Annotated in this window: 24 protein-coding genes and 1 pseudogene; 10 read left to right on the top strand and 15 right to left on the bottom strand. The window is 58.5% G+C overall.

The window, feature by feature from the left end; translation table 11 throughout:
- Positions 1-303: 303 nt before the first annotated feature.
- The 11 genes from FVW27_RS00635 to FVW27_RS21210 form a co-directional block, all read right to left on the bottom strand.
- Positions 304-1,473: a Fic family protein gene (locus FVW27_RS00635; RefSeq protein WP_167121831.1), complete on the bottom strand. Its 1,170-nt coding sequence runs from the start codon at positions 1,471-1,473 to the stop codon at positions 304-306.
- 317 nt (positions 1,474-1,790) lie between these two features.
- On the bottom strand, positions 1,791-4,226 hold the full coding sequence (locus FVW27_RS00630) for a TOTE conflict system archaeo-eukaryotic primase domain-containing protein (protein WP_208294544.1): 2,436 nt from the start codon (positions 4,224-4,226) through the stop codon (positions 1,791-1,793).
- Between the two features lie 37 nt (positions 4,227-4,263).
- Positions 4,264-4,431 carry a hypothetical protein gene (locus FVW27_RS20555; protein WP_208294543.1) on the bottom strand — a complete coding sequence of 56 codons (168 nt, stop codon included), beginning with the start codon at positions 4,429-4,431 and terminating at the stop codon, positions 4,264-4,266.
- The gene (locus tag FVW27_RS00625) at positions 4,400-4,756 is read right to left on the bottom strand and encodes a hypothetical protein (protein ID WP_208294542.1); all 357 of its coding nucleotides are present in this window, start codon (positions 4,754-4,756) and stop codon (positions 4,400-4,402) included. Before FVW27_RS00625 ends, FVW27_RS20555 begins: the two co-directional genes overlap by 32 nt.
- 26 nt (positions 4,757-4,782) lie before the next feature.
- Positions 4,783-5,031, bottom strand: a complete 249-nt coding sequence (locus FVW27_RS00620) for a hypothetical protein (RefSeq protein WP_167121830.1) — start codon at positions 5,029-5,031, stop codon at positions 4,783-4,785.
- A 33-nt stretch (positions 5,032-5,064) separates the two neighbouring features.
- Positions 5,065-8,145, bottom strand: coding sequence for a type III restriction-modification system endonuclease (locus FVW27_RS00615; protein ID WP_167121829.1), 3,081 nt, complete (start codon positions 8,143-8,145; stop codon positions 5,065-5,067).
- 13 nt (positions 8,146-8,158) lie between these two features.
- Positions 8,159-10,030, bottom strand: a complete 1,872-nt coding sequence (locus FVW27_RS00610; protein WP_208294541.1) for a site-specific DNA-methyltransferase — start codon at positions 10,028-10,030, stop codon at positions 8,159-8,161.
- 9 nt (positions 10,031-10,039) lie between these two features.
- Positions 10,040-10,735: a DUF4391 domain-containing protein gene (locus FVW27_RS00605; RefSeq protein ID WP_167121828.1), complete on the bottom strand. Its 696-nt coding sequence runs from the start codon at positions 10,733-10,735 to the stop codon at positions 10,040-10,042.
- A 100-nt stretch (positions 10,736-10,835) separates the two neighbouring features.
- Positions 10,836-14,108, bottom strand: coding sequence for a helicase-related protein (locus FVW27_RS00600; protein ID WP_167121827.1), 3,273 nt, complete (start codon positions 14,106-14,108; stop codon positions 10,836-10,838).
- Complete coding sequence (locus FVW27_RS00595; RefSeq protein WP_011417544.1) at positions 14,105-14,314, bottom strand: helix-turn-helix domain-containing protein; 210 nt, start codon at positions 14,312-14,314, stop codon at positions 14,105-14,107. The genes FVW27_RS00600 and FVW27_RS00595 overlap by 4 nt, the downstream gene beginning before the upstream one ends.
- Positions 14,315-14,326: 12 nt before the next feature.
- Positions 14,327-14,665, bottom strand: a complete 339-nt coding sequence (locus FVW27_RS21210; RefSeq protein WP_424991839.1) for a gamma-glutamylcyclotransferase — start codon at positions 14,663-14,665, stop codon at positions 14,327-14,329.
- Here FVW27_RS21210 and FVW27_RS00585 point away from each other — a divergent pair.
- A complete protein-coding gene (locus tag FVW27_RS00585) occupies positions 14,597-15,037 on the top strand; it encodes a hypothetical protein (protein ID WP_167121815.1) in 441 nt (146 codons plus the stop codon). The genes FVW27_RS21210 and FVW27_RS00585 overlap by 69 nt on opposite strands.
- A 160-nt stretch (positions 15,038-15,197) precedes the next feature.
- On the opposite strand, the gene FVW27_RS00580 is transcribed toward FVW27_RS00585, so the two are convergent.
- Together FVW27_RS00580 and FVW27_RS00575 are read right to left on the bottom strand one after the other, a co-directional pair.
- Positions 15,198-15,593, bottom strand: coding sequence for a PIN domain-containing protein (locus FVW27_RS00580; protein ID WP_167121826.1), 396 nt, complete (start codon positions 15,591-15,593; stop codon positions 15,198-15,200).
- A complete protein-coding gene (locus FVW27_RS00575) occupies positions 15,590-15,850 on the bottom strand; it encodes an AbrB/MazE/SpoVT family DNA-binding domain-containing protein (protein WP_167121825.1) in 261 nt (86 codons plus the stop codon). Before FVW27_RS00575 ends, FVW27_RS00580 begins: the two co-directional genes overlap by 4 nt.
- Before the next feature lie 215 nt (positions 15,851-16,065).
- Here FVW27_RS00575 and FVW27_RS00570 point away from each other — a divergent pair, with 215 nt between their 5' ends.
- The 3 genes from FVW27_RS00570 (at position 16,066) to FVW27_RS00560 (ending at position 18,469) form a co-directional block, all read left to right on the top strand.
- Positions 16,066-16,779, top strand: a complete 714-nt coding sequence (locus tag FVW27_RS00570; RefSeq protein WP_167121824.1) for an ERF family protein — start codon at positions 16,066-16,068, stop codon at positions 16,777-16,779.
- 71 nt (positions 16,780-16,850) lie between these two features.
- Entirely contained in the window at positions 16,851-18,107 is a 1,257-nt protein-coding gene (locus FVW27_RS00565; protein WP_167121823.1) for a hypothetical protein, read from the top strand.
- Positions 18,108-18,109: 2 nt separating this feature from the next.
- Positions 18,110-18,469 (top strand): hypothetical protein, encoded by a 360-nt coding sequence (locus FVW27_RS00560; protein WP_167121822.1) that lies wholly within the window; start codon positions 18,110-18,112, stop codon positions 18,467-18,469.
- Between the two features lie 56 nt (positions 18,470-18,525).
- On the opposite strand, the gene FVW27_RS00555 is transcribed toward FVW27_RS00560, so the two are convergent.
- Together FVW27_RS00555 and FVW27_RS00550 are read right to left on the bottom strand one after the other, a co-directional pair.
- Complete coding sequence (locus FVW27_RS00555; RefSeq protein ID WP_167121821.1) at positions 18,526-18,768, bottom strand: CopG family ribbon-helix-helix protein; 243 nt, start codon at positions 18,766-18,768, stop codon at positions 18,526-18,528.
- Between the two features lie 37 nt (positions 18,769-18,805).
- A complete protein-coding gene (locus FVW27_RS00550; RefSeq protein ID WP_167121820.1) occupies positions 18,806-19,060 on the bottom strand; it encodes a CopG family ribbon-helix-helix protein in 255 nt (84 codons plus the stop codon).
- A 65-nt stretch (positions 19,061-19,125) separates the two neighbouring features.
- On the opposite strand from FVW27_RS00550, the gene FVW27_RS00545 reads away from it, so the two are divergent.
- From FVW27_RS00545 to FVW27_RS00520, 6 genes and pseudogenes are all read left to right on the top strand, one after another.
- Positions 19,126-20,103, top strand: coding sequence for an AAA family ATPase (locus tag FVW27_RS00545; RefSeq protein ID WP_167121819.1), 978 nt, complete (start codon positions 19,126-19,128; stop codon positions 20,101-20,103).
- Between the two features lie 104 nt (positions 20,104-20,207).
- Complete coding sequence (locus FVW27_RS00540; RefSeq protein ID WP_167121818.1) at positions 20,208-20,504, top strand: hypothetical protein; 297 nt, start codon at positions 20,208-20,210, stop codon at positions 20,502-20,504.
- A 76-nt stretch (positions 20,505-20,580) separates the two neighbouring features.
- Positions 20,581-20,868, top strand: a complete 288-nt coding sequence (locus FVW27_RS00535) for a hypothetical protein (protein ID WP_167121817.1) — start codon at positions 20,581-20,583, stop codon at positions 20,866-20,868.
- A 45-nt stretch (positions 20,869-20,913) separates the two neighbouring features.
- Complete coding sequence (locus FVW27_RS00530) at positions 20,914-21,939, top strand: DUF3150 domain-containing protein (protein WP_243838123.1); 1,026 nt, start codon at positions 20,914-20,916, stop codon at positions 21,937-21,939.
- Positions 21,940-22,015: 76 nt separating this feature from the next.
- Positions 22,016-22,783, top strand: a complete 768-nt coding sequence (locus FVW27_RS00525; protein WP_167121816.1) for a Fic family protein — start codon at positions 22,016-22,018, stop codon at positions 22,781-22,783.
- Between the two features lie 74 nt (positions 22,784-22,857).
- Positions 22,858-23,581: pseudogene (locus FVW27_RS00520) on the top strand (hypothetical protein); the annotation flags it as partial.

The following is a 23,581-nucleotide window of genomic DNA, read 5'->3' as shown; positions in this document are numbered from 1 at the left end:
TCAGTCCCAAGGTGGACAGAGGAAACCGTTGAAGGCACAGCGCCGGAGCAAACAGCACTCGACCGCAACTCAGTCTCCGACCCTAAACTGCACCATAACACATTGAAAAACGAGGGATTCGCATAGGAAGCCGAGTCGCGCCCCAAGTTCCAATCAGGGAAGCACTTTTTTCATATCAATTCCCATGCTCCGGACGAGGATGCTGTGTTTGCAGCATAATCGGATACCAACGGCCTCACCACAACCCATAGTCCTGTTTCTCTGCACATCCGGTTCGATTTCGAAAATGGGAATAGCATTGGCCTACCTGCCCGGCAGTTCCGTGCCGCGACTCATGATCTCGATATAGCCCGCGTAGCTGAACAGGCGGTTGCGTTTCCGGGAAGTCAGCTCCTTGACGATGCCGAGTTGCTCCAGGTGACCGAGCGTCTTGTTGACCGTGGCCGGGGTGATGCCGGTCTTCTCCACCAACGAGCCCGAGGTGGCGATGGGATGCTCCATGAGTGCCCGGTGGACCTGCCGGGTGGACGCCGCCGCCCGTCCGAGGCCGCTGATCTTGTCACGGTCCTGGTTCGACAGGTCGAGGAGTTGCTGGGCCGTTTCCACCGCCTGGGTGGCGGTGACGATGACCGCCTCGGCAAAGAAATCGAGCCAGGCTTCCCAATCGCCGGTCATACGCACGTTGTTGAGCAGCTCGTAGTAATACTGGCGGTGCGTCTTGAAATAGAGGCTGAGGTAGAGCATCGGCTCCCGCAACACCTTCTGCTCACACAGGAGCAGCGCGATCAGCAGACGTCCCAAACGGCCATTACCGTCGAGGAACGGATGGATCGTCTCGAACTGCACATGGGCCAGCGCTGCCTTGAGCAATACCGGGGTCGGCTCCGGTTGGTCATGGAGGAAAAGCTCCAGCGTGCTCATGCACTCCAGTACATCTTCGGCCGGAGGCGGAACGAAGGCCGCGTTGCCCGGCCGGGTGCCGCCGATCCAGTTCTGGCTGCGCCGGAACTCGCCCGGGGTCTGGTTGCTACCCCGGCCCTTGGTCAGCAGCACGCTGTGAATCTCTCGGAACAGTCGCAGCGACAGTGGCAGCCCTTCTTCCAGCAGGCGCAGGCCATGGTCGAGGGCCGCGACATAGTTGCTGACCTCCCGCACGTCATCCAGCGGCACGCCGGGTTCCTGATCCAACTCGAACAGCAGCAGGTCGGACAGCGACGATTGCGTCCCCTCGATCATGGAGGAGAGTACCGCTTCCTTGCGGACGTACATGTAGAGGAATAGCGAGGTGTCCGGCAGCAGGGTCGAGACGCTGTCCAGCCTCCCGAGTGCCAGCAGCGCCTGGTCGAACTTGCTGCGCAACTTCGGCGTCCAGTCGATGGGCGGACGCGGCGGCAGCGGCGCGGGCACGAAAGCCTGGGCCTTCTCACCCACCGTCGATATGGTCACGTATCTGCCTTGGAGTTCTCGCTTCATCCTGCCTGCCTCGAACCTAAAATAAGGTACGTCTTTATTTTATTTTCACTGAGCATCCTAAAATAAAGAACCGGGAAGGAAAAATCAAGCGGATTTCCTGAACGGCCACTTCGATTTCCTCAGACGAGCGTTCGACGTTGCGACGCATCTGCTAAAGCAGAAAAAAGTTACAACCACGGCTCCGATTTTTCGGTCGCCGGAAAGCCCCTGGTATCAAAGGTCGTCTCTTGGTGGACCGATGAGACCATCCCCGTGGGATTCGGTACGATCCAGGTCGTGCCGGTCTGGCGGTTTCTGCTGGAGATGGAGCAGCGAAGTTAAAATAACGACTCGTCTTGTTTTAGGTTCGTGACGTTTCCTAAAGCGGTGGTCTTCATCGGTTTGATCTCGTACCCCATAGCCCGGTAGCCGCGCTGACGTTTGTCCCACATGCGGGCCAGTTGCGGCTGATCGGTCTCGGCATAGTCGTAGATGCGCACATCCTGCTTTTCGGCGTGCTCCCTGTGCAGGCGTCCTGCGTATTGCTGCAAGGTTCCTTTCCAGGATATCGGCATGGCCAGCACCAGCGTGTCGAGCGGCGGATGGTCGAAGCCTTCGCCGATCAGGCGGCCGGTGGCAATTAGTACCCTCGGTGCCGACTCATCCAACGCATCCAGTTCCGCGAACACCGCCGTTCTCTGTTTCTTCGACAAGCGGCCATGCAGGACAAAGCAGTGCTCGACCTCATCCCCCAGCGCCTCTTGTAACAGCGGCAGATGATCCGTTCGCTCAGTAAGCACCAGCACCTTTCGCCCTTCTCGGTAGGCGGCCAAAACATCCCCGGCGATGCGCCGGTTGCGCGTCGCATCGTTGGCCAGGATGCGGAACACATCCTGAATCGGCGAATCCGGGGGGATCTCCGGTGCGGGCAGCACCTTCGGCCACACCTCCAGTTGCGCCGGGGCGGTTTCCGGTCTGGCGGCGCTGTGGCGGATCTGCCCGCACTGCATGAAGATGATCGGCTGATGCCCGTCGCGGCGTATCGGAGTGGCGGTCAGGCCCACCACGAACTTCGCCTTGGCCTGTTTGAGAATAGCTTCGAAGGAAAAGGCCGACAGGTGATGGCATTCGTCGATGATGATCTGGCCGTACTGGTCGAGCAGTTCGCCCAAGTCTTCCCGCCGGGACAGTGACTGCATGACGGCGATGTCGATCTTGCCGGACGGTTTTTTCTTGCCGCCGCCGATGACACCCAAGCTTCCTTTCGGAAACTCAAGAAAACCAGTTAACCGCTCCTGCCACTGGCGCAGCAGTTCGGTGCGATGGACCAGCACCAGTGTGCTGACCTTGCGCCGGGCGATCAGGGCGGCTGCGGTAACGGTCTTGCCGAAGGCCGTCGGGGCGCAAAGCACGCCGACCTCGTGTTTGAGCATCTCCCGCACCGCTGCCTTCTGGTCCTTGCGCAAGGTGCCGGTGAACTTGGCCGTCACCTTCCGTCCGGCCAAGCGTTCGTCCTGCGGTTCCGGACGGATGTCGTTCTCCTGCAACAGATCGAGAACCGCATTGAGGCAACCTCGCGGCAGGCCGATATGCTGGGGGTAGTTCTCGGCACAGCCGATGATGCGCGGCTTGTTCCACACCGGCAGACGCATGGCCTGGGCCTTGTAGAATTCCGGATTCTGAAAGGCGGCGAGGCGGATTAAATGGTTGGCCAGCGGCTGCGGCAAATCGGCCTTGGCGATAAAAATCTGGTTGGCCAGCACCATGGTCAACGATTCTGGCAGTGGACCGATAATCCGGGCGGGTACGGGTGATGGTCGCTGCCATGGCTTGCTGTCTTCCTCCTCGGTGACAAAGGCCACATCCAGGGGATGGCGGCCGCCGCTGGCCCGCAGAATGGCGTCTTCCAGGTCCCGCCGGGACATGGGACGGATGGACGCCAGAAAAGCCCACTGGTCTGGATAAGGTTGCAGTTGTTCATCGACGAAGACACTGCGCCCCGATTCCCTCGGCTGTTTCTGCAAGGGCAGCGCAATCAGGTTGCCGAAGCCGCCCTTGGGCATGGTGTCCTGGTTGGGAAACAGGCGGTCGTAGCTGGTCAGAGACAATTGCCGGGTGCGGTCGCAGGTGTGGCTGATCAGTGCAGCACCGAGCTGCCGGGCCTCGCGGGCCGGAACCGTCTCGGCAAAAAAGATCCAGGCATGAGCGCCCTTGCCGGAGCGGGAAATCTCCAGCGCCGCCGGAATGCCAAGCTCCCGACAGGATTGCGTGAAAGCTTGGGCATCATCCCGCCAGTCGGCCTCATCGAAATCGGCCGCGAGAAAATAACAGCTGTCATCACTCAGGAGCGGATAGACGCCGATGGTCTGTTTCCCGGCCAAATGGTCGTAGATCACCTGATCGGTCACGGGCAGCAACTGGCGCTGGTTGCATTCACCGCATTTCACCCGGGGCTTATGGCAGAGACCGGGCTTCCACTCGTTACCGCAGGCTGGTGAATAGCCGGATGTGCCCTTGGCCGACTCCCAGCGCTGGGGATAGACATCTTCTCTCCCACGGAATAGGCGGCGGAACAGGGCGATCTTGTCGTCGGTGGTGAAATGGGCTTGGGCTGGTGCGGATTCTTTTGGGGCGGGGGCGGGTTCAGGGGTGACCGGCTCTTCCCAGGCGATACCGTGCTGGGTCAGCAGATCCTTGAGGCGGGCGTTCTCCTCGCGCAGGCGCCGCAGTTCGTCCTGTTTATTCAGGCTCTTCTCACTCTTCGGCAAATCCATACTCCGCCATCAGAACGTCCATGTCATCACCAACACCCTAGCCCCAATTGTGGCCTTCGCTCCGGACACGTTCAAGCCGTTCGACAAAGTCTTCCTGCTGATCTGGCTCAAGCTCCGTAATCGCCTTCAGCGCCTGATCGAACATGCGCACCAAGGCGTTGAAATAGCCCTCGTCATCCATGCCGCAGTGGCCGAGCAGGTTCATACAGGATTCGCAATAGAACACCGTCAGCTCCGCCAGCCCTTCCGGACGACCGATGGCTTTCTTGTAATCCGAGATTGCCTTCTTTGGCCTTGGTGACCGAGATATCCTGATTGCGCATGACATCCGGGCAAACCCAGCGGTCGCTGGTGGCCTTGTGCGGTTCGAGCACGTCCTCGCCCAGGGCAAAGCGGGCATGGAGAAAAGCCTGATTGTTCTTGCTGGCTGCGTACAGGTCTTGAATCAGACCAAGCAGCGCCGGACGGTCGAGGTCGGCAAGCTGGCGTTTGAGATGGGTCCAAGTCGGCTTTTTCTTACGACCTGTCATTGAAATTGAATGAAACACACTTGGCGCTACACCATCTGGCCGCTGCAATCATCGCATTGAGAAAAGTTGGCGTTATTTACGGATAGGCTCTTAACCTGGATGACTTCGGTGGGGCTGCCGTCCTTTTCGAACACAACATCGTCGAGAGTCTCGATTGCAACAGCAATATCCGGGGCAGACTTTAAACGTTTTAGGGATTCCAACAATGCAAGACGGCACTGGTAGATATACCCGGGCAAAGATGCTGCCGCTGAATATTGTGATCTGTCTTGCATATTAGGCCTCCATAAAGTCATCCAGTCCTGGGTTTAAGCGGATGCCCCTCCCATACCAACAATCTCCATCAGCTTCCCGTAGCTGGTCACCACGTCGTATTTCACGTGTTCGGGATCAATCTTGCGGTTGACCTCCGCGAAGAACTTGCGGGCGCATTCGATTTTGGTTTGTTCTATTGCCCGAAGCTCCATGCTGGACATGGAGCCTTTGGTCTCGGCGACGAAATAGATGTGCTTGACCGAGCCTTCCTTGAAAGAAATAGCCCAGTCCGGGTTGTAGTCGCCGACAGGGGTCGGAATCAGGAAGCCTCGGGGGAGCTTTGCATAAACGACCACCTCGGTGCTGGTATCCAGCTCTTTCACAAACTCACGCTCAACCTTGGAGTCGGTAATCACGTAGTCATAGATGTGGTTCTTCAGCTTCTCACTGGCTTTGGTGAAGTCCTGCTTGCTCTGGCCTGCGGTGAAAATATCGATATCGTGGGTCTCGGCGATGTTGTCGTAGCTCAGCCGCTCGATGATGATCGTGGCCTTTTGCTCATTGATAAGCCGTGAGCTTTCGGCGATGAAATGCTCCGGGTTCTGTTTGAATTGCTTGAAAACCGCAGTCTGAACGCCGCTCAATATCTCGGCGACGGTCTTTCTTGTCAGTTGGGTGTTTTCGGCAATTTTCCCAAGCAGGTCATAGGTGACCATGGAATGGATTGAGGCATTATGGGTTTCGACTGATGTATTGGTCAGCGTGAATCCGTCACCGCTTCTGAGTTGGCCATCGGTGATCTGATCGTTCTGGAGGCCGCTTTGGATGGTGTATTGTAGCGGCGTCACCCGTAGCTCTTTGTCCAAAGCCCGGATGCTGTTTCGAATGAGTTCGCTGGAATCGAACTCGACACGATAGACAGCCTTCTGGTTGATTCGGCTCCAGAGCGCCTTGAACTCTTTTTTCTCGAAGTTGGCGTTCAGCGGATTGGTCTTCGGCTTGCGGTCATCACCCACGTCGGGCAGCTGGGACTCGCTGAAAACGCTGTCGATCAGGCCGAAAATCTGGTCCGCATGAGGGGCAAGCTCGGGCGGAAGCGCCGCCAGGGACCCGTTGGCTTTTGCCTCGTGGTAGGCTTCGGCAACCTGATCCGTGTCATCGGTATAGTCGTTCTTGAGCAGATACTTGTATATCTGCTTGGCCATGACCGGGGTAATTTCCACTGTCCCGGCTTCGGTGGTGATGACCTTCCCGGTGAAGTAGGCCTCGTCCGCCTTGCGGGGGCGTGCAGAGAGGGAGTCGCTGATCTCACGCTGAAGATTCCCGACGAAGTCCTTGTAGCTCTCGCTTGCGACTACGGTCAGGAGATTCACGTCATGGACCGTCGCCGGGTTATCCATACGATCCCCATGCTGGTTGACGCTGATCCGCAACCCCCGGCCAACTTCCTGGCGGCGCGAGATCGTGTTGTCGCTGTGCTTGAGCATGCACATGACGAAGACATTGGGGTTGTCCCAGCCTTCCCGCAGGGCAGAGTGAGAGAAAATGAACCGGACCGGTTCCGCGAAGGAGAGCAGCCGTTCCTTGTCCTTCAGGATGAGATCATAGGCATCAACATCATCAGAAAGCCCGGCTTCCTCTCCACGCGTCTTGAAGCTCGGATCGGTAAGCTTCTTGGTTTTCTTGTCGATGGAGAAGTAACCGTTGTGGGTGCGGCCAACCTGAATTCCCTTCAGATATTCCTGATACACTCCACCATCCAAGGGAAGAAGGCTTAAATATTCGGCTTTGAGCCGCTCGTACTCTTCTTCAAAAATCCGGGCGTACTCTCCCTGTTCATCGGCCTGGCTATAGTCCCGGTATTTGACCACCTCGTCGATGAAGAAAAGGGACAGCACTTTGATGCCTTGGGCAAAAAGAATCTGCTCCTTCTCAAGGTGAGCCCTGATCGCCTCCCGGATCTGAATACGCCGGATAGCCATTTCCGTAATGTCGCCCGTTGCATCACCCGCACTCAGCACATGGCCGTTGGTGAACTCCACCGTGTCCTTGTTGGCGTCTATCTGGGCGATGACAAAGCCGCGATATTGGTCCAGCTCGTTTGATTCAACGAACAGATCCTTGCCTCGCTCCAGGCGTTTGACGATCCGCTTGATCCCGCCCCCCTGGCGCACTTCCATTTCGATTCGGGCAACCGGTGCCTTCTTGGAAATCTCGATGGATTCCAGGTAGAGATAGGCGTTGGTGCCTGCCAGGCCTTTGACGGCAATGCCGCGCACCGCGATCTTCTTCACCAGCTTCTGGTTATAGGCGTCCAGGGCATCGAGGCGGTGGATCTTGTTGTGCGTGGTCCGGTGGGTGGCCGAGTAGCGCAGGATCATCAGCGGCTTGAACTTGGCCAGCGCCTCCAGCGTCTTTTTGCCCTCCATCTTCTGTGGTTCATCCAGAATCAGGATGGGGCGGTTGCTGCTGATCACATCGATAGGCTTGCGCGACTGGAAATCGTCCAGCTCGTCATAGATGCGGCGGTTATCCTTTCCCGTGGCATTGAACGCCTGGATATTGATGACCATGACGTTGATGCCCGCATCGGAAGAGAAGCTTTCCAGATGGGGCAGTTGCTTGGAGTTGTAGGCAAAGAAGCGGATCTTTTTGCCGTAGCTCTCGGTGAAATGCTCGGCGGTGATTTCAAGCGATTTGAGCACGCCCTCACGGATGGCAATGCTGGGCACTACCACGATGAACTTGGTCCAGCCGTAACGCTTGTTCATCTCGAAGAAGGTTTTGACGTAGCAGTAGGTCTTGCCGGTCCCGGTTTCCATCTCAATGTCAAGATTGATCTTGCATCCAGCGCTTGAAACCAGTTTGTCCGACAAGGGCAGATTTTGCCGCCGCTGCACGGCATGGATATTGGTCAATATCTGGGCATCAGTCAGCTGGAAATCTGCGTTCTTGAAGCCGGTCAGCTCAACTTCCATGCCCGGCAAAGTCGGTCCCTGTGCCAGCAGCTTTTTGTTCACGCCCGGGTCGATCCGGTAGGCAATGCCCGAGGTATTCACCTGCCCGGCAAAGCAGTCAACCACGGATTCCACCGCGTTGGTCTGATAGGGCTGGACTTTAAACTTCAGTTTCATGCCAAGCCCCCCCCTATATCGATTTCACTTCAGTGCCCGGAGACATCTGCTTAAAGATCTGCTCCACGTTGATCTTGACGGCGTCGGAGACAAAACCGGTGTCGCGGAACACAACCCGTAGAGGCTCAAACCGGGCCAACTCCTTGACCAGGTTCTCATTCACGCCGGTATCGAAGCAGGCGACAAGATCGTAGGGGGGCTGATTCACGAAGAAGATGGTCTTGCCCTGGATTGTCTCTTTTCGGATGGGCAGTGAAAGATCCACGCCCCAGTCCTGCAATACCTGGAAGAGCAGGTCTTCGGGCTTACGGTCCGACTTGATGTTGTCGGTGAAGATTTTCAGCTGGCCTTGCTCGATGGCGTCCGGCGTATAGTAGACGTCGGCCATGTTGGATGAATCGATCTTGAGGACGCGGAAGCCGATGTCCTTGTTCCACCCCTCGTGGCATTCACCTTCCAGAATCTTTTTGCCAGCGCGGCGTATGCGTTCCTTGCTTATTTCGGCGATGGTTTTATAGCCTGCCTTGAAAGCCTCGGACTTTTCGTCGCAAGGTTCAGGGAGTTGAACCATGATGAACTTGCGATTACCACCATCTTCAGCGTTGAGCTGCATAACCGCGTCAGCTGTGGTGGAAGAGCCAGCAAAAAAGTCGAGAACAAGATCTCCTGGATTTGTAGCCAGAATTAACGCTCGTTTAAGCAGTCGTGTTGGTTTTGGATTATTGAAAAGCCCTCCAATTCCAAGAGTCTTTAGTTCGTTATTTGCTTCATGATTATGGCCAACTTCATCATATGGCCATAAGGTGACTGGGGTTACGCCTTCTTTTACATCACAGAGGAAACTCTTCCTGGATGGTGTTTGTGTACCATCAGCGCCAAACCAAATTTCATTGTTCTCATCCATCCTTTTCATTGATTCATCGTTAAAGCGGCGATATGTACCAATGGGCGGTTTCCAAGTGATGCCATTATTAAAGGTGTATTCCGACGTATTGGTGCCACTTTTGGCGTGTAATGGTGTTGCCTTCCATATGCCTTTGGGGTGGTTATCTGGATTTGAGTATGCTGCCAACTGATCTTCATTTCTTGGCAACATATTTAATGTCATGCCTTGCTTATCCTTGCCATAGCAAAGAATGTGGTCGTGGTTATCTGAAAACCACTTGGCATCGTTTGCCCTTGTATACTTTTTCTGCCAAATCAGGTTGGCAATGAAATTCGTTTCACCAAAAATTTGGTCTGCTAACTTTCTTAGGTTCCCAACCTCACCATCATCAATGCTAATGAATATCACCCCGTCATCGGCCAACAAATTTCTGGCCAGCTTTAGCCTGGCATAAATCATGGAAAGCCAGTCCGAGTGAAATCGTCCATTTGACTCGCTGTTTGTTACCAGTCGATTCCCTTCCTCATCCTTCTGGTTCGACCTTTTCAGGAACTCCTCTGCGTTCTCGGCAAAATCATCCTCATAGATGAAATCATTTCCCGTGTTGTAAGGCGGGTCGATGTAGATCATCTTGACCTTGCCGAGGTAGGTCTCCTGGAGCAGCTTCAAGGCCTCCAGGTTATCGCCCTCGATAAACAGGTTCTTCGTGGTGTCGAAATCCACGCTCTCTTCCCGGCAGGGGCGCAGGGTCTTGGCGATGGGCGCGTTGGCGGTGAGCAGGGCTTCCCGCTTGCCTGGCCAGTTGAGGTGGTAGCGCTCCTGCGGGCCTTCCATGATGGACTCGGATAACTCCTGCCGTAACTGGTCGAAATCGACCGCCAGCCTCAGCTTACCGTCTTCGCCCTGGGCCTCGGTCACGCAGGCGGGAAACATCTCGCGGATACGGGCGATGTTTTCCTGGGTCAGGTTCGGGGAGTGCATTTTCATCTTTTCCATCATGTTCGTCCTTTAGGGTGCGACTGCCGTCCCGCTTACAGACAGCGGACGGGTCAGATTTTCAAGTTCTTGTTTCAGGTCACGCAGCTCGGCGTTAATCGCGACCTTGCGGTTGAATTGTTTCTCTTTGCGGAGCCGGGCCTCGCAACGCTCCAGCTCTCGTTGCTTGAGGCGAATGCGCTCCATCCGTTCCACCCGCTCTTGCAGGTCTTCACCCGGCCGTGCCGGGTACGGCATCAGGGGCAGCAGCAAATGGCCGTAAAGTGCCTCGAGGTCGAAAACCATCGGCAGGGGCTTGCGTGGCGTATCGGTGGCTGTCCAATCGCCATCGAAATATTCGCTGATGACCCACTTGCTGGCATCCGCTTCACTCGGCCGCTTAAAGGCGGCGACAGGTTTTACTTTCCCGTCGAACCGGAGCTCAAAAATGATCGGAAAGGGAATGGCCAGGTCAATGCAGCGCAGCACCTCGGGTTTGAGCTCGTCACCCTTGAGAGCGATGCTGAAGATCTGGATTTCAGGCACGGCCTTTGATGCCTTCAGGTTGACTGTCTCCGGGGCAAGCTTGTGTTGCCAGACAATTTGTTCCACCTGCCGGACAAACAGCTGTCTGACGGCAGCGCTGGGGCTTCCGTGCTCGTATATTTTGTTCTTGGGCAGCACGCGTCCAAACTTTGCCGCATCGGGATAGGCAAACAACATACTCATGCCCACCCCCATTTATTAACCGCGAAAATCGCGAACGACGCGAAAGAAAAAGACTTCCTCGTTTTAATTTTTCGCGCTTTTAGCGTGTTTCGCGGTTCCATTATCCTTCCTCCTGCACCACGAGAAAGGCGACGAGCTCGAAATCATCGAGCCCGGCGATGGTGTTCACCAGGGCCGTTGTTCTGCCGCCGGAGAACAGGCTGTCCAGATCCTTTTCTTCCTTGGCGTCGATCATCGAACGAATGGCGGTACTTAGCAGATCGGAACAGGCCTTCATGTTCCGGCCTTCGTCGGTCTGCTGATTGAACAGGCGACAGACGGCCTGAATGGGCTCCGGTTGTCCCTTGCAGCTGGATCGCACCAGGTCGAGCAGTGTTTTGACCTCGGTGTGGTTTGCGATGACCTGTCCGTCGCCGGATATATAGATCAGGTAGTAGGGATGCAGCCGGTTCTGCTGATTAATGTTGACCGCATGGTTACGGTTGCGCAGGGCAAAGATGACGCCGGGATGAAGTCCCATTGCGGGCCGGGCTGGGACAACCGCATGCATGCCATTGGGCACGTTGACAAAATCGCCATTTGTTTTGACATAGTTCAGCAGATCCATCCGGAAGTCATTCAGGCCGAGATCGGTGATGGAAACACCCGTTTTCAGGTCTTCCAGTTCGATCACCTCTTCCTGAAGGCGCCGGAGTTGCTCCTTGCGATACGAGATTTCGCTGCTTTTTGCCGTGAGGACGTTGTCGTCACCGGTGGCCGTTACGTCGGCAATGACCATCCGGTTTTCAACCCGTTCTTTGAGGTTGATGTATTCATCCAGAGAAATGTCGGGCCAATAGTTCACCAGTTGGATGGTCTTGTTGATGGAGCCGATGCGGTCGATCCGGCCGAATCGTTGAATGATGCGAACCGGATTCCAGTGGATGTCATAGTTGACCAGGTAGTCGCAGTCCTGAAGGTTCTGCCCTTCGGAGATACAGTCGGTGCCAATCAGCAGGTCCAATTCAGCGGGTTCATTTGGCAACACCTGAGCCTTCTCCTTGGCGCGAGGAGAAAAAAGCGTCAACAGCGACTGGAAATCATAATTCTTTCTGAGGGATGATTTCGGCGCATCCTTGCCGGTTACTTTTCCGGTGTGCAGCCCCTGTTTTGTCAGTAGGGTATCCGCCAGGTTGGCATAGAGGTAATTCGCCGTATCGGCAAAGGCGGTGAAAACAAGGACTTTTCTATTGCCGTCATTGATAGGGTTTTCAATCTTGCTGAGAATCAGGGCTTTCAGGTGTTGCAGCTTGGCGTCGTCCTCGGGTGTGACTTTTGCCATGGACTCCAGCAAGGCGTTAATGACTTCCAGATCAACCTTCAGATCATGCTCCCACGATGGAAGATCCATGTCGGCAAGGTTTATCTTCACTTTGCCGCCGATCCCGGTGTCATCCGGAACCGGGATATCGTCCTCTTCGGCTTCGAGGTTTGCCAGGCTATCGGTCCAGTCAGAGACACTGCCAGCATCCCCTGCGACCCTGAATGCATTGATTTTGCTCAGGGTGCGGGCGTGGTTGTCGTGCAGGCTTTTCAGGGTAAGACGAAAAGCCTCAACCGAGCTTTCCAGGCGTTTGAGAAGATTGGTCGTCATCAATGCCTGAAGACTACGTTCGCGGTCTGCCTGCTTCAGTTTCCCTTTGCCGCCTTCCACCTGCGTGTCGTACAGGTCTTCATATTTTTTGAGCCGACTGGGCAGGATGTAGCTGATCGGGGCATAAACGGCGAGCTTGAGCAGCGAGAGCTGTTCAAAGATCTCGTTAAAGCTCATGACATCCGTGCGCCCGGTCAGTGGCGAATGGAATGACAGGGGTTTACGACGCTCGGGAAACTGGCCTATGTCACTGGTGTCGTAGAAGGTCTGGATGTGCTTGCGCGAACGAGCAATGGTGACGCTGTCAAGCAATTCAAAGAAGTCAAAATCAAGGGAGTCCAGAATAGCCCGCGCCGTGCGATCCTCCGGTGCCAGTTTTGACCACTGGTTGAAGACCGTCTGGGCATTGCGGAAGATTTCTTCCACTGATCTGCCCGTGCGAAGCTTCTTGCTGAGATTTTCAGAGTCGCCCTCATAAGCCAGCGCGAGCTGGTTGCGAAGATCATTGAAGCGGTTGTTGACGGGGGTAGCGGACAGCATCAGAACCTTGGTTTTAACGCCCTGGCGAACGACCTGATTCATCAATTTCTGATAGCGGGTTTCCCTGTCTTTAACGGCATCGTTGTTGCGGAAATTATGCGATTCATCGATGACGACCAGATCGTAATTGCCCCAGTTAACACGGTTCAGAGGAATGCCGAACGACTCTCCCGAGGTGCGGGACAGGTCGGTGTGGCACAGAACGTCATAATTGAAGCGATCCTTGGAGAAAATGTTTGTTGTCAGGTTGCTGTTGTAATTCAGCCAGTTGTCCGCAAGTTTCTTGGGGCACAGCACTAGCACCGAACGGTTACGCAGTTCGTAATATTTCACAACGGCCAGAGCCGTGAATGTTTTACCAAGCCCCACGCTGTCGGCCAGGATGCAGCCGTTGTAGGTTTCCAGCTTGTTGATAATGCCTATGGCGGCATCACGCTGAAAGTTGAAAAGCTTGTTCCAGACCAGCGTATCCTGATAGCCCGTGCGGTCGTTGGGCAGGACGTCTTCATCGATATCATCAAGAAAATCACTGAAGATATTGTAGAGCATCAGGAAGTAGATGCGCTCTGGGGAATTTTCCTGATAGACCGACTCGATATGATCACAGATTGCGGTGGTTACATCTTCAAGTTTTGTCGGGTCACTCCAGATCTGGTCAAAAAGCTGAAGGTAGGTTGAGGTAAAGGCCGTCTCGTCTACCCGGTTGACGATGTTGGAAACAGCATCACCCTGCTGATATCCCAGATCCACGGCGGTAAAACCATGCAAAGGCATATATGCCGCTTCCAGCGATGGCCCCTGAATGCAGGCAAACTGCTGCATCGGGGATTTGGTTTTGTTGGAGCGGAATCTGGCTTTGCGGCGCATCCATTCGGCGCACTCGCGGGCGATGGCACGTTGGGTGAGCTTATTGCGAAGCTGGATTTCAAATTCGGAGCCGTAGAGGCTGCGTTCCCGGTTGGCCTTTGGGATAAAAAACTCTCGGCGTTCCTTTCTGAGTTTGTCGGTGACTTCGTTGGGGACGAATGTTGGTGCTGTGAAGATGAATTCCAACGACTCAATCTTTGCGAGCTCGGACTTTAAAGCTTCATAGGCATAGATCGAAAAGCACGATGCCGCGATCTTCAATTTGGCCTTGGGGTGGATGGAAGCCTTCAGATCGTCGCCCAGCAAAGAATTGATGTTGTCGATGATCTTCATTCGTCAGAACCCTTCTTGTTGCGGTCCGCCGCGCCGCCAGCCTTCACCCACTCGTCAACCTCGTCTTTCTTGAACTTCCAAAGACGGCCCATGCGATGGGCGGGCATCGCATGCTTGTCGATCCAGCGGTAAACGGTGTCACTGCTGACACCGAGGTACTTGCCTATCTCGTCTACTGATAACCAGCGGTCTTCCATCTCGGCCATTTCTCTAGCTCCTCATGGGCGATTGTTTTCTTGCCACGCCAGAGGCGGTAACGGGGGTGCTGGGCGCAGCCTCCCCAACTTAAAATATCGTCTAATATATTTAGGCAAGGGCCGATTGTCAAACGCTTTCGTCCGGATAAGGCCGCAAACGTCGGCTCGCGGACGTAACCACTGGCCGCTGGCGACTCTCTCCGCGTATGGAGGGCATGGCATCCAGTAGGTCCAGGCTGGAATCGAGGTGCGCCCGCACAGCACCGCCACCATCACCCGCTGGTACATGCTATGTCCGCCGGGCCGGAAACCTTCCAGCCGGTCGATGGGCGGCAGGTCGCGCAGCGGATCGGTGATCACCAATTCACCATGGATCAGATCCCAGTCGCCGGTCGGTCGGCCGATGTTCGCGCCGCCATAGAGGCTGCTGGCGGCTCCGCGAGCCCGGTGGACTTCGCGGCACTGAAGGACCACCCCGGTGCGTGGGGAATGATGACCGCGTTCAAGAATGCGGAAGACTACCGGCAGCCTGCGGAAATCCTCATGGCCGAGGCCCCCAGGAACAGGCCGTTCCATATCTTCGCCAGCCATTACGACCTCGGGGCCACGCGCGGATTCACGCGGGCGCGGGTGAATGGTCTGCACGACGCGCTGGCCGCGCACGGGTGCGATTATGAGGCGGTGGCGCAATTCGACAGCGTGGTGCTGTACACGGCCCAATGCCCGCAATGACCCGGCGAAGGGGGGTGGTGGAGCGGCGGGTCATCCCGCCGCTCTCGTCTCTTCCTTGGGCAACCGCGCCGTCACCGCAGCTTCCAGCAGTCTGCTTCCTTCCGCGACAGTTCCGGCAGGGGGCTTCGCACGCGCAAGCCAGTCCCTGCTTTTGCTTCCTTCAACAACCCTGTTCCAGATTCCAGAAATGCGCAGGGGACATGGTTTGGGGGCGATCCAGATCGAGCTTCAGAAAGTGCTTGTCCCCACTGACGATAACATCCACATCGGCCATGATGGCCGCATTCAGGATGGGTTGGTCTTTGGGGTCCTGAATGAGTTTGCCGGGTACCTGGGGAGCGATGACCATCTCGTACGACAATTGCGCCAGAAGCACGTCAATATCACCAAGCAAGTCCGGTCGCTTGCGTGCGACCACATCACGGAGTTCCGCAACAATATGATCGCACAGTACAAGGTCATGGCAACTGGCGATATGCAACAAGACCTTCGCGGGGAGGGAAGCGGGAAAAAGCAGCGCGGAAATGAGAATGTTCGTCTCTGCCCTCACCCTCATGATTGCCGTTCCGCCCCGTAGCGCACCTCATCGACCAGGCCCTGCGCGTCTTCATCATTTGCGACGCCGAAATCCCCGGCCGCTCTCGCAAAGGCGCCCTGTGCCCGAACTATGGCCGTGGCCGAGGCGTTGTTGATGATGATTTCCCCGTCACGCTCGATGAACAGCAACTTGTCACCCTCCTTGAGTCGCAGTTTCCTCCGGATATCGACCGGAACCGTCACCTGCCCATTGGCTGATACTTTTGCCAGGTTCATATGGCCTCCTCAAAAATTCTTGAGATTCTTTATTTCCTTGATAAGCAGGCGATGCCTGTTCGTCAACAGCGGCAGATTTTTGAAACCAGCCCAAGGACAAATGTAATTCATCATTTCCTCAAATATATATTACCTCCTTGAATAGGCAGGCATTTTGCCCCAACTGCCCTGATACCCCCGTGTGTCAGGGCTTTTTCTCATTCCAAGGAGTCCCCATGAACCCTCCCGAGTACACCTCCCCTGAGGTCACCGACCTCGCCAAGGCCCTCATTGCCGTTCAGCATACCCTGCAACCGGCCATCAAGGACCGTGAGAACCCGTTCGCCAAGTCCCGCTATGCAACTCTCAACTCCGTCATGGATTCCTGCCGAGATGCGCTGCTGACCAACGGCATCTGGGTGACCCAGTACCCGGTCCCGGCAGAGGCCGGGCACCTCGGCCTCGTCACCAAGCTCACGCATGCCGAATCCGGCCAGTGGCAGTCATCGCTGCTGGTGATGCCCCTACCCAAGGCCGACCCGCAGGGATACGGCAGCGCTATGACCTACGCCCGCCGGTACTCCCTTTCGGCCATGCTCGGCATGGTGACGGAAGACGACGATGACGGAGAGGCCGCATCCCGCGACAGGCCCGCACGACAGAGAACGCCTCGCCAGCCTCGGCCTCAGCAGCCTTCGGTCGTCTCAGCCCAACAAGCCACGCCCGCCGCCCCCACACCTCAGCCCAAGCCCGCAGAAACAGCACATCCAGCCCTGGCGTCACTGCCGAGGCTGGATGGGGTAAGCTACACGACGGCCACCGCCCAGGATGGCCGTCTTTGCATTCTGGCATCGGGCAACACGTCTGCCCGCAAGCAACTGCTCTCTGCTGCCGGATTCAAATGGAACGCCGAGCGCAAGGTCTGGTGGCGGTACGCCGAGACCGCCTGATCCACACACCACGCCAAGGGCGGGGATTCCCCCGCCGTGGGGGAACCTCGTCCACTCGATGGAGTCCCCCCATGACAGACACCCCGCGATCCCCCATGTCTCCGGCACTGCCGGAACCTCTCTCCCTCCTCGCCGAATCCCTGCTTACGCAGGAAATCCACACCACGCAGGCCCAACTGGGCGACCGAAGCACGTACGTAGGCATGTCCGACATCGGCGCCGCAACGGAATGCCTGCGCTCGGCGGTTGCCCGCAAGTTGGCGTCGCCGGGCACGCAGCCCCGCACCATTCCGCCTCAACATGTCGGTTCCATCCTGAAGCGCCACCTCCCCCTGCATCGAGGCCACTGGCAGGAGGCCGGGATCACCGACGCCCTTACCAGAAGCGGCCACCGACTCATTCCGCAACTGGAAATCAGCTCTTCCTTCCACGGCGTGCCCATCAAGGCCCACCTCGACATCACCCTCATCCACGAAGCCCCGACACCCGTCATCCGGGTGCTGGAGCTGAAAAGCAACGGGCACCTGCCCGAAACCCTCTACACCTCCAACGAGGTGCAACTCTACGGGCAGATCGGCCTGCTGGAGAGCACTTGGCATCGCCCGTGCTGCTCGCTTCGGGACGAAGACGGCCAACCGGTCTTCATCCGCAAGACTTTCCCGGAGGCGGCCCGGCTGCTCTTCGGCCTCGACCTGCCAAGCACACCGGAAGGCGTGACCATCGAAGGCTGGGTGCTCTCCATCTCCATGGCCGACGCCAAGGCCTTCGGGCCGTACACGCCCAACCGGACCATGCTCGGCATCTGCTGCAACACGGCCACCGACCTGTGGCAGGCAGTCAACGCCGTCAAGGCGGGGCAGTTGGCGCTTGACGACCTCCTGTACTGCCAGGGGTTTCACCCCCTGTGCGACTGGTGCGATGCCAACGCCACCTGTCCCAAGTTCCGACCCATGCGGGTTGACGGCATGCCCGTGGAGCTTGGCCCCGCCCATGCGGCGGACCTCGACCACCTCGCCAGCCTGAAGGAACGCAAACTCGCCATCGAAGGCGATATCGCGGCCATCGAAGGGCGCATCCGCACCGCCTTCCAGCGCATCGCGGCGGCAAGCGACAGCATGGCGCGAGACTGGATAACGGCGGGCAGGCACCGCTTCCGGGTGGCATCCATGCCCGGCAGACAGACCATCGACCAGGCTGCCCTGCAGGAGGAACTACAGGCCCTGACCGGCGACCCCCAAACGGCGACAGACATTCTGGAGCGAGCCCGGAAAACCGGCCAACCCCATGAACGGCTGTTCATCAGCCCCATCAACGAAAAAGGAAAATAACCATGGGATACTACAGCGAAGTCGCCCTGTGCCTGTCCGACAACGGGCGGGCACGGCTTGATGCCGCGATGCACGAGGCACGGCAGCATGCCACGAACCCCAGCGATATCGAACTGTTCCTGCAAAACGGACTCAGGCAGGACGCGCCGGACTCGGAAGGCGTGCTGTACTACTGGGAAGGCGTCAAATGGTACGCGGACTTCGAGGAGATACGGTTCATCACCGACGTCATGGATGAACTTGACGTTGACGACTATCTCTTCCTGCGCATCGGCGAGGACGTTGACGATGCCGAGATTCTCGGCGGCTGGTGGGACAATCCCTTCGACGCGCGCCTGTTCCGGACCATCGATTTCGGCTAGGGGGCGTCGGCGCAGCCCCCTCGGTCAGCGCCAGCCCCAGGCGCACCGCTTCCGGATCATTCCAGAGTGATGCCAAGGGCGCGCATCCGGGCCTTGGCATCAGCATGGCTCACCACGCGACCTTCGCGCACTGCGTCCAGCCCTTGCTGCACCATGCGGCAAAACCGCGCATCGCGGTCAAGAAACTGCGCCACGGCATCCCTGATGACTGCGGCGCGCGTACTACCAGTGGTTGCGGCGATCTCGTCCAGCCGGTCCACGGTGGCCTTGTCAAAACGAATGCTCGTCGAATGCGGCATGATCACTCCGTAGCCATTCACGCCTGATCTGGCCGTATCACGGGTTCTTCCGAAACTTCGTGTCCACGCCCCACTGCGCGAAGCACTCCCGGACCTCATCATCCGATGCGAAGAGTCCGGCATCCGCCTGACGGACGCCTTCCGTGATGGCGGCCACAACACATTCCTCGTCCCGGACGTACCGCCGCACGGCGTCAGCCACGAGTTCAGGCACGGGCCTGCCCATGGCTCTCGCCAGAGCCTTCAGTCGTCCCTTCGTTTCCGGGTCGAGATGCGTATCCCAATCGGCCATGCGTACCTCCCCATTCCGACGGCATACTCAACATCCCCAACCTACACAACATCAAGGAGCACCCCATGCCCCATACCGATTCGGGCCTGCACGCGTTGCAGCCCGTCGATCTCGACGCTGGCGCCGTGTTCAGCGGCACCCCGTCGGGCCGCATGATCAAGGGCTACCGCCAGCCATCGACGTATACGCCCAAGGCCGACCCCGACTACATCTTCCACGAAACCACGCGGGACATAGTGGTCTGGCTGATGACCGCATCCGATCCGCTCTACGTGTTCGGCCCCACCGGAAGCGGAAAGTCCAGCGCCATCCGGCAGTTGGCCGCCCGGCTCAACTACCCGGTCTTCGAGGTCACCGGGCACGGCAGGTTGGAACTCCCCGACCTGGTGGGCCACCTGTCAGTGCATCATGGTTCCATGGAATTCCGGTACGGACCGCTGGCGCTGGCCATGAAGCATGGCGGGCTCTTCCTGCTCAACGAACTGGACCTACTGGAACCCGCCACGGCCACGGGGCTCAACGGCATCCTCGACGGCCAGCCCCTGTGCATCCCGGAGAACGGCGGTGAACTGGTCACGCCGCACCCCATGTTCCGGTTCGCGGCCACGGCCAACACCAACGGCGGTTCCGACGAAACGGGCCTCTACCAGGGCACCCTGCGCCAGAACCTCGCCTTCCTCGACCGGTTCTGGCTGTGCGAGATGGGCTACCCCGAACCCGCAGCGGAAGAACGATTGCTGGAACGCATCGCACCGCAACTCCCTGCACCCCTGCGGCGCACCATGATCGACTACGCCAACGAGGTCCGACGTCTGTTCATGGGCGAATCGGGCACGGCACATGGCGCCTCCATCGAGGTGACCTTCTCCACCCGCACCCTGATCCGCTGGGCCGACCTGACCCAGCGGTTCCAGCCGCTCGCCCGGCAGGGCATCCAGCCCGTGGCCTACGCCCTCGACCGGACGCTCGGCTTCAAGGCCACGCGGGAAACCCGAACGCTCCTCCACGAGATCGCCCAGCGCATGTTCCCCACGGGGGAGTGAACGGGGACGCTGCTACCGCGCCGAACACGTCCGATCCGGACACCCACGGCAAGGATGCCGCGTCTCCCCGAATCCCGGGCAATACCGGCCAGGTGCTCCAGTTCATGGATTCCCTGCTCACCCGCCAGGCCCGTGACCCCGCCTTCTTCGCCTCCCTTCCTTCGCCTCCCTGGCTGCGCCTCGAAAAGGACACGCCTTCGGGCGGCAAGTTCTGGTCCTGCACCATTCAAGAACACGGCATCGACCTCCACTGGGGCAAGCTTAATACGCAAGGACAACGGCTTGCCCTGGCCATCACCCGATGCAACCGGGGCAACCCCATCCGTGAGGCGCGGTCGCGCGTCTTCGGAAAACTCAAAGAAGGCTACCGGCTCGCCTCGTCATACGGCCCCCTTCCATAACCGCGATTTTCCTCCCGACGATTCCGCATTCTGGAACGACTCCGACCTACACCGCACCCACGAGGAGCACACACTCATGAAAGCGACATCCGCCATGCGCATCTTCCCCTTCTCCCGCAGCATCCACCTCGTTCGGGATATCTACACCAACGGCGTTCGCCACCACTGGAAGGCCGAAGCGGAACTCTACCTCCTCAAGGTCCGCACCTGGACCGGGGATGACGAGGAACCCCATCCCTCGCGGGTCACGGTCCACACCCTCGGGTGGGGCCGGTGCATCGACGAAGACCCGGTACAGGAAATGTGGCGACAGGCCGCGGAAAAGATCGAAAAGGACCACTACCACTTCCACAACGGAATCTAGGACGCCCCTCACCCGAGGGGCGTTCCGCTTTTATGGAGCACGCACATGAACGACACCATCCTGAACTGCCTCATGGCTATCAACCTCGACGTAAACATCTGGACCGCCCGGCGCAAGCTGACCCCGGCGGACTTCGGCGGCGCGGACCTGCCGCCGGAGGAGCTTGCCTCGCTCGGCAGCAAGCGCATCTGCGATCCCGAGGAACTGAAGATCTTCGGCACGCTGAAGGCGCGCGCGGTGAACCTGCTCGACCGCCACGGCGTACGCTTTCTGGGCGGTTGGGGCATTCCGGAGGAAAAAGCCCCCGTTCTTGTGGAAGAACTCGACCGCATTCGGGCCGAATTCCTGGCAGCCAGGGATACCTTCCTCACCCGGTACGATGACGCCGTTCGGGACTGGATAGCCCGGCACGGCGAGTGGGAGCGCATCATCGCCGACTCCACCGTCAGCGCGGACTACGTGCGCAGCCGCATGGGCTTCCGTTGGCAGGTCTACCGCATCGTGCCGCCCCCGCCGGGCGATGTGGAGCCGGTGGCCCAGGGGCTTGCGGAAGAGGTGCGCGGGCTTGGCCGGACCCTGTTCGACGAGGTGGCCAAGGCTGCCACCGAGGCCTGGCACAAGTGCTATGCAGGCCGCAGCGAAGTGACCCACAAGGCGCTGTCGCCCTTGCGAACCATCCACCAGAAACTGGCCGGACTGACCTTCGTGGAACCGAGGGTGGCCCCGGTGGCCGACCTCATCGGTACGGCCTTCGCCAATCTGCCCAAGCGGGGCAGGATACAGGGGGCGCACCTGCTCATGCTGCAGGGGCTGGTGGCCCTGCTGCGTGACCCGTCCGCGCTCATGGAGCATGGGCAGCGGATCATCGAAGGCCATCGTCCTTCCGATCTGCTGGATGCCTTGCTGCGGCAGGATAGCGACACGGAGTATGGACGGATAACGTCCGTTGACGAACCCGAAGGTGGGGAAGACGACATGCCCGACCTTGGGGACGACCTTGCGCTGGACGCCATTCCCCGCGAGGTCACGCCCGACCTGCAACACGTCTTGCCCAATTGCGGGCTGTGGTAGGTGGCTGGACAGGCCACGCCAACCCGTTTACCTATCGAGGCTGTTGACGTGATTGCATGTTACCCGTGAGCACACCATGACAACGCCATCGCCCACACCGCTCATCGACTTCGCCCAACTTGACGCCCTCAAGGCGCGGCTCGACCGGCATCGCCCGCTGCCGCCCGACATGGTGGCCAACCTGCGGGCGGACATGGTGCTGCGGTACACCTTCCATTCCAACGCCATTGAGGGGAATACGCTGACCCTTATGGAAACCAAGGTGGTGCTGGAAGACGGGGTGACCATCGGCGGCAAGTCCATGCGCGAGCATCTTGAAGCCATCAACCATAAGGAAGCCATCGGCTTTCTGGAAGAAGTGGTACGGGATGGACGCGGGCTGGACGAACGCACCCTGAAGGAACTGCACCAACTGGTGCTTCGGGGCATTGCCGATGACGCGGGCCGCTACCGGACCCGCAACGTCATCATCTCCGGCGCGGGGCACACCCCGCCCGATGCCCTGCACGTGCAGGAACGCATGGACGCCTTCTTCCGGTGGTACGCGGATGCGGCGGCGCACCTGCACCCCGTGGAACTGGCCGCGCGCGTCCATGCCGACTTCGTGGTGATCCACCCGTTCACGGACGGCAACGGGCGCACCGCCCGGCTGCTGATGAACCTTGAGTTGATGCGGGCCGGGTTCCCCACGGTGATCATCCCGGTGGAACAGCGGGCCGCGTACTACGAGAACCTCGACGCCATCGGGGTGCGCGACGACTACGCCCCCTTCCTTGCGCAGATCGGCGCGCTGGTGGCGGCCAGCTTCGAACCATACTGGCGGCTGCTTGGCACCGCCGCCTGATCATCCGATACACACCAGCCACGAAAGGCCCCGGAGCACCACGCTTCGGGGCCTTTTCGCCTTTGGAGGACAACATGCTGGATACACGCGCCGTGATGCGCTCGCTGCCGCTGGTGGCGAACGTGCTCGGCAGGAAATACGGCGTTACCGTGACCATCGGGGGCACGGAGGCCTACACGGACGGTAGCGCGATCCATCTCCCCGCCCTGCCTGTGGACGCGCCCGACACCTTTCTCGCACTGGCCCGTGGCTACATCGACCACGAGGCCGCACACCTGCGGGATACCGACTTCGCAGCATTGAAAGCCGCGAACTTTACTCCGCTTGAGCACCATGTCTGGAACATCATCGAGGACTGGAGGGTGGAAAACCGGCTGGTCACGGCGTTCCCCGGCTGCCGGGGGAACTTCGACTGGCTCATCGGCCACTTCTTCGGCGGCAAGGCGACAGGGACAACGGACGATCCCACAGTGCTGTTCCTGAACTGGCTGCTGCTCACGGTCAGGGCATGGGACGTCCCGGCCATCGAAAAACGGCGCGACACCATCGCGGAACATCTCGATAAACTCTGTCCGGGCCTGCTTACCCGCATGGCCTGTGCTGTGGAAGCGGTACGCACCTCGTGCGCATCAACAATCGAAGCAATCGCCCATGCGCGGGCCATTGTCGCAGAACTGGGCAAGGCCACGCAAACGCCGCCACCCGCTTCAGGTACGAATCCGGACGCCAATCAAACTGGGGACGCCCCGGAGGGTGGGGCTGGCAATGGCAACCAGCCTACGGCATCACCGTGGGAAC

The sequence above is a fragment of the Nitratidesulfovibrio liaohensis genome, from assembly GCF_011682075.1.
GTDB lineage: Bacteria > Desulfobacterota > Desulfovibrionia > Desulfovibrionales > Desulfovibrionaceae > Cupidesulfovibrio > Cupidesulfovibrio liaohensis.
Note: the sequence above shows the minus strand (reverse complement) of the source record. Positions and strands in the feature narration are given on the sequence as shown.

Excerpts from the sequence above, each read along its gene's own strand:
- FVW27_RS00635 (WP_167121831.1), bottom strand. The coding sequence starts at position 1,473 with ATGAAGCGAGAACTCCAAGGCAGATACGTGACCATATCGACGGTGGGT.
- FVW27_RS00630 (WP_208294544.1), bottom strand. The coding sequence starts at position 4,226 with ATGGATTTGCCGAAGAGTGAGAAGAGCCTGAATAAACAGGACGAACTG.
- FVW27_RS20555 (WP_208294543.1), bottom strand. The coding sequence starts at position 4,431 with ATGAACCTGCTCGGCCACTGCGGCATGGATGACGAGGGCTATTTCAAC.
- FVW27_RS00625 (WP_208294542.1), bottom strand. The coding sequence starts at position 4,756 with ATGACAGGTCGTAAGAAAAAGCCGACTTGGACCCATCTCAAACGCCAG.
- FVW27_RS00620 (WP_167121830.1), bottom strand. The coding sequence starts at position 5,031 with ATGCAAGACAGATCACAATATTCAGCGGCAGCATCTTTGCCCGGGTAT.
- FVW27_RS00615 (WP_167121829.1), bottom strand. The coding sequence starts at position 8,145 with ATGAAACTGAAGTTTAAAGTCCAGCCCTATCAGACCAACGCGGTGGAA.
- FVW27_RS00610 (WP_208294541.1), bottom strand. The coding sequence starts at position 10,030 with ATGATGGAAAAGATGAAAATGCACTCCCCGAACCTGACCCAGGAAAAC.
- FVW27_RS00605 (WP_167121828.1), bottom strand. The coding sequence starts at position 10,735 with ATGAGTATGTTGTTTGCCTATCCCGATGCGGCAAAGTTTGGACGCGTG.
- FVW27_RS00600 (WP_167121827.1), bottom strand. The coding sequence starts at position 14,108 with ATGAAGATCATCGACAACATCAATTCTTTGCTGGGCGACGATCTGAAG.
- FVW27_RS00595 (WP_011417544.1), bottom strand. The coding sequence starts at position 14,314 with ATGGCCGAGATGGAAGACCGCTGGTTATCAGTAGACGAGATAGGCAAG.
- FVW27_RS00585 (WP_167121815.1), top strand. The coding sequence starts at position 14,597 with ATGTCCGCCGGGCCGGAAACCTTCCAGCCGGTCGATGGGCGGCAGGTC.
- FVW27_RS00580 (WP_167121826.1), bottom strand. The coding sequence starts at position 15,593 with ATGAGGGTGAGGGCAGAGACGAACATTCTCATTTCCGCGCTGCTTTTT.
- FVW27_RS00575 (WP_167121825.1), bottom strand. The coding sequence starts at position 15,850 with ATGAACCTGGCAAAAGTATCAGCCAATGGGCAGGTGACGGTTCCGGTC.
- FVW27_RS00570 (WP_167121824.1), top strand. The coding sequence starts at position 16,066 with ATGAACCCTCCCGAGTACACCTCCCCTGAGGTCACCGACCTCGCCAAG.
- FVW27_RS00565 (WP_167121823.1), top strand. The coding sequence starts at position 16,851 with ATGACAGACACCCCGCGATCCCCCATGTCTCCGGCACTGCCGGAACCT.
- FVW27_RS00560 (WP_167121822.1), top strand. The coding sequence starts at position 18,110 with ATGGGATACTACAGCGAAGTCGCCCTGTGCCTGTCCGACAACGGGCGG.
- FVW27_RS00555 (WP_167121821.1), bottom strand. The coding sequence starts at position 18,768 with ATGCCGCATTCGACGAGCATTCGTTTTGACAAGGCCACCGTGGACCGG.
- FVW27_RS00550 (WP_167121820.1), bottom strand. The coding sequence starts at position 19,060 with ATGGCCGATTGGGATACGCATCTCGACCCGGAAACGAAGGGACGACTG.
- FVW27_RS00545 (WP_167121819.1), top strand. The coding sequence starts at position 19,126 with ATGCCCCATACCGATTCGGGCCTGCACGCGTTGCAGCCCGTCGATCTC.
- FVW27_RS00540 (WP_167121818.1), top strand. The coding sequence starts at position 20,208 with ATGGATTCCCTGCTCACCCGCCAGGCCCGTGACCCCGCCTTCTTCGCC.
- FVW27_RS00535 (WP_167121817.1), top strand. The coding sequence starts at position 20,581 with ATGAAAGCGACATCCGCCATGCGCATCTTCCCCTTCTCCCGCAGCATC.
- FVW27_RS00530 (WP_243838123.1), top strand. The coding sequence starts at position 20,914 with ATGAACGACACCATCCTGAACTGCCTCATGGCTATCAACCTCGACGTA.
- FVW27_RS00525 (WP_167121816.1), top strand. The coding sequence starts at position 22,016 with ATGACAACGCCATCGCCCACACCGCTCATCGACTTCGCCCAACTTGAC.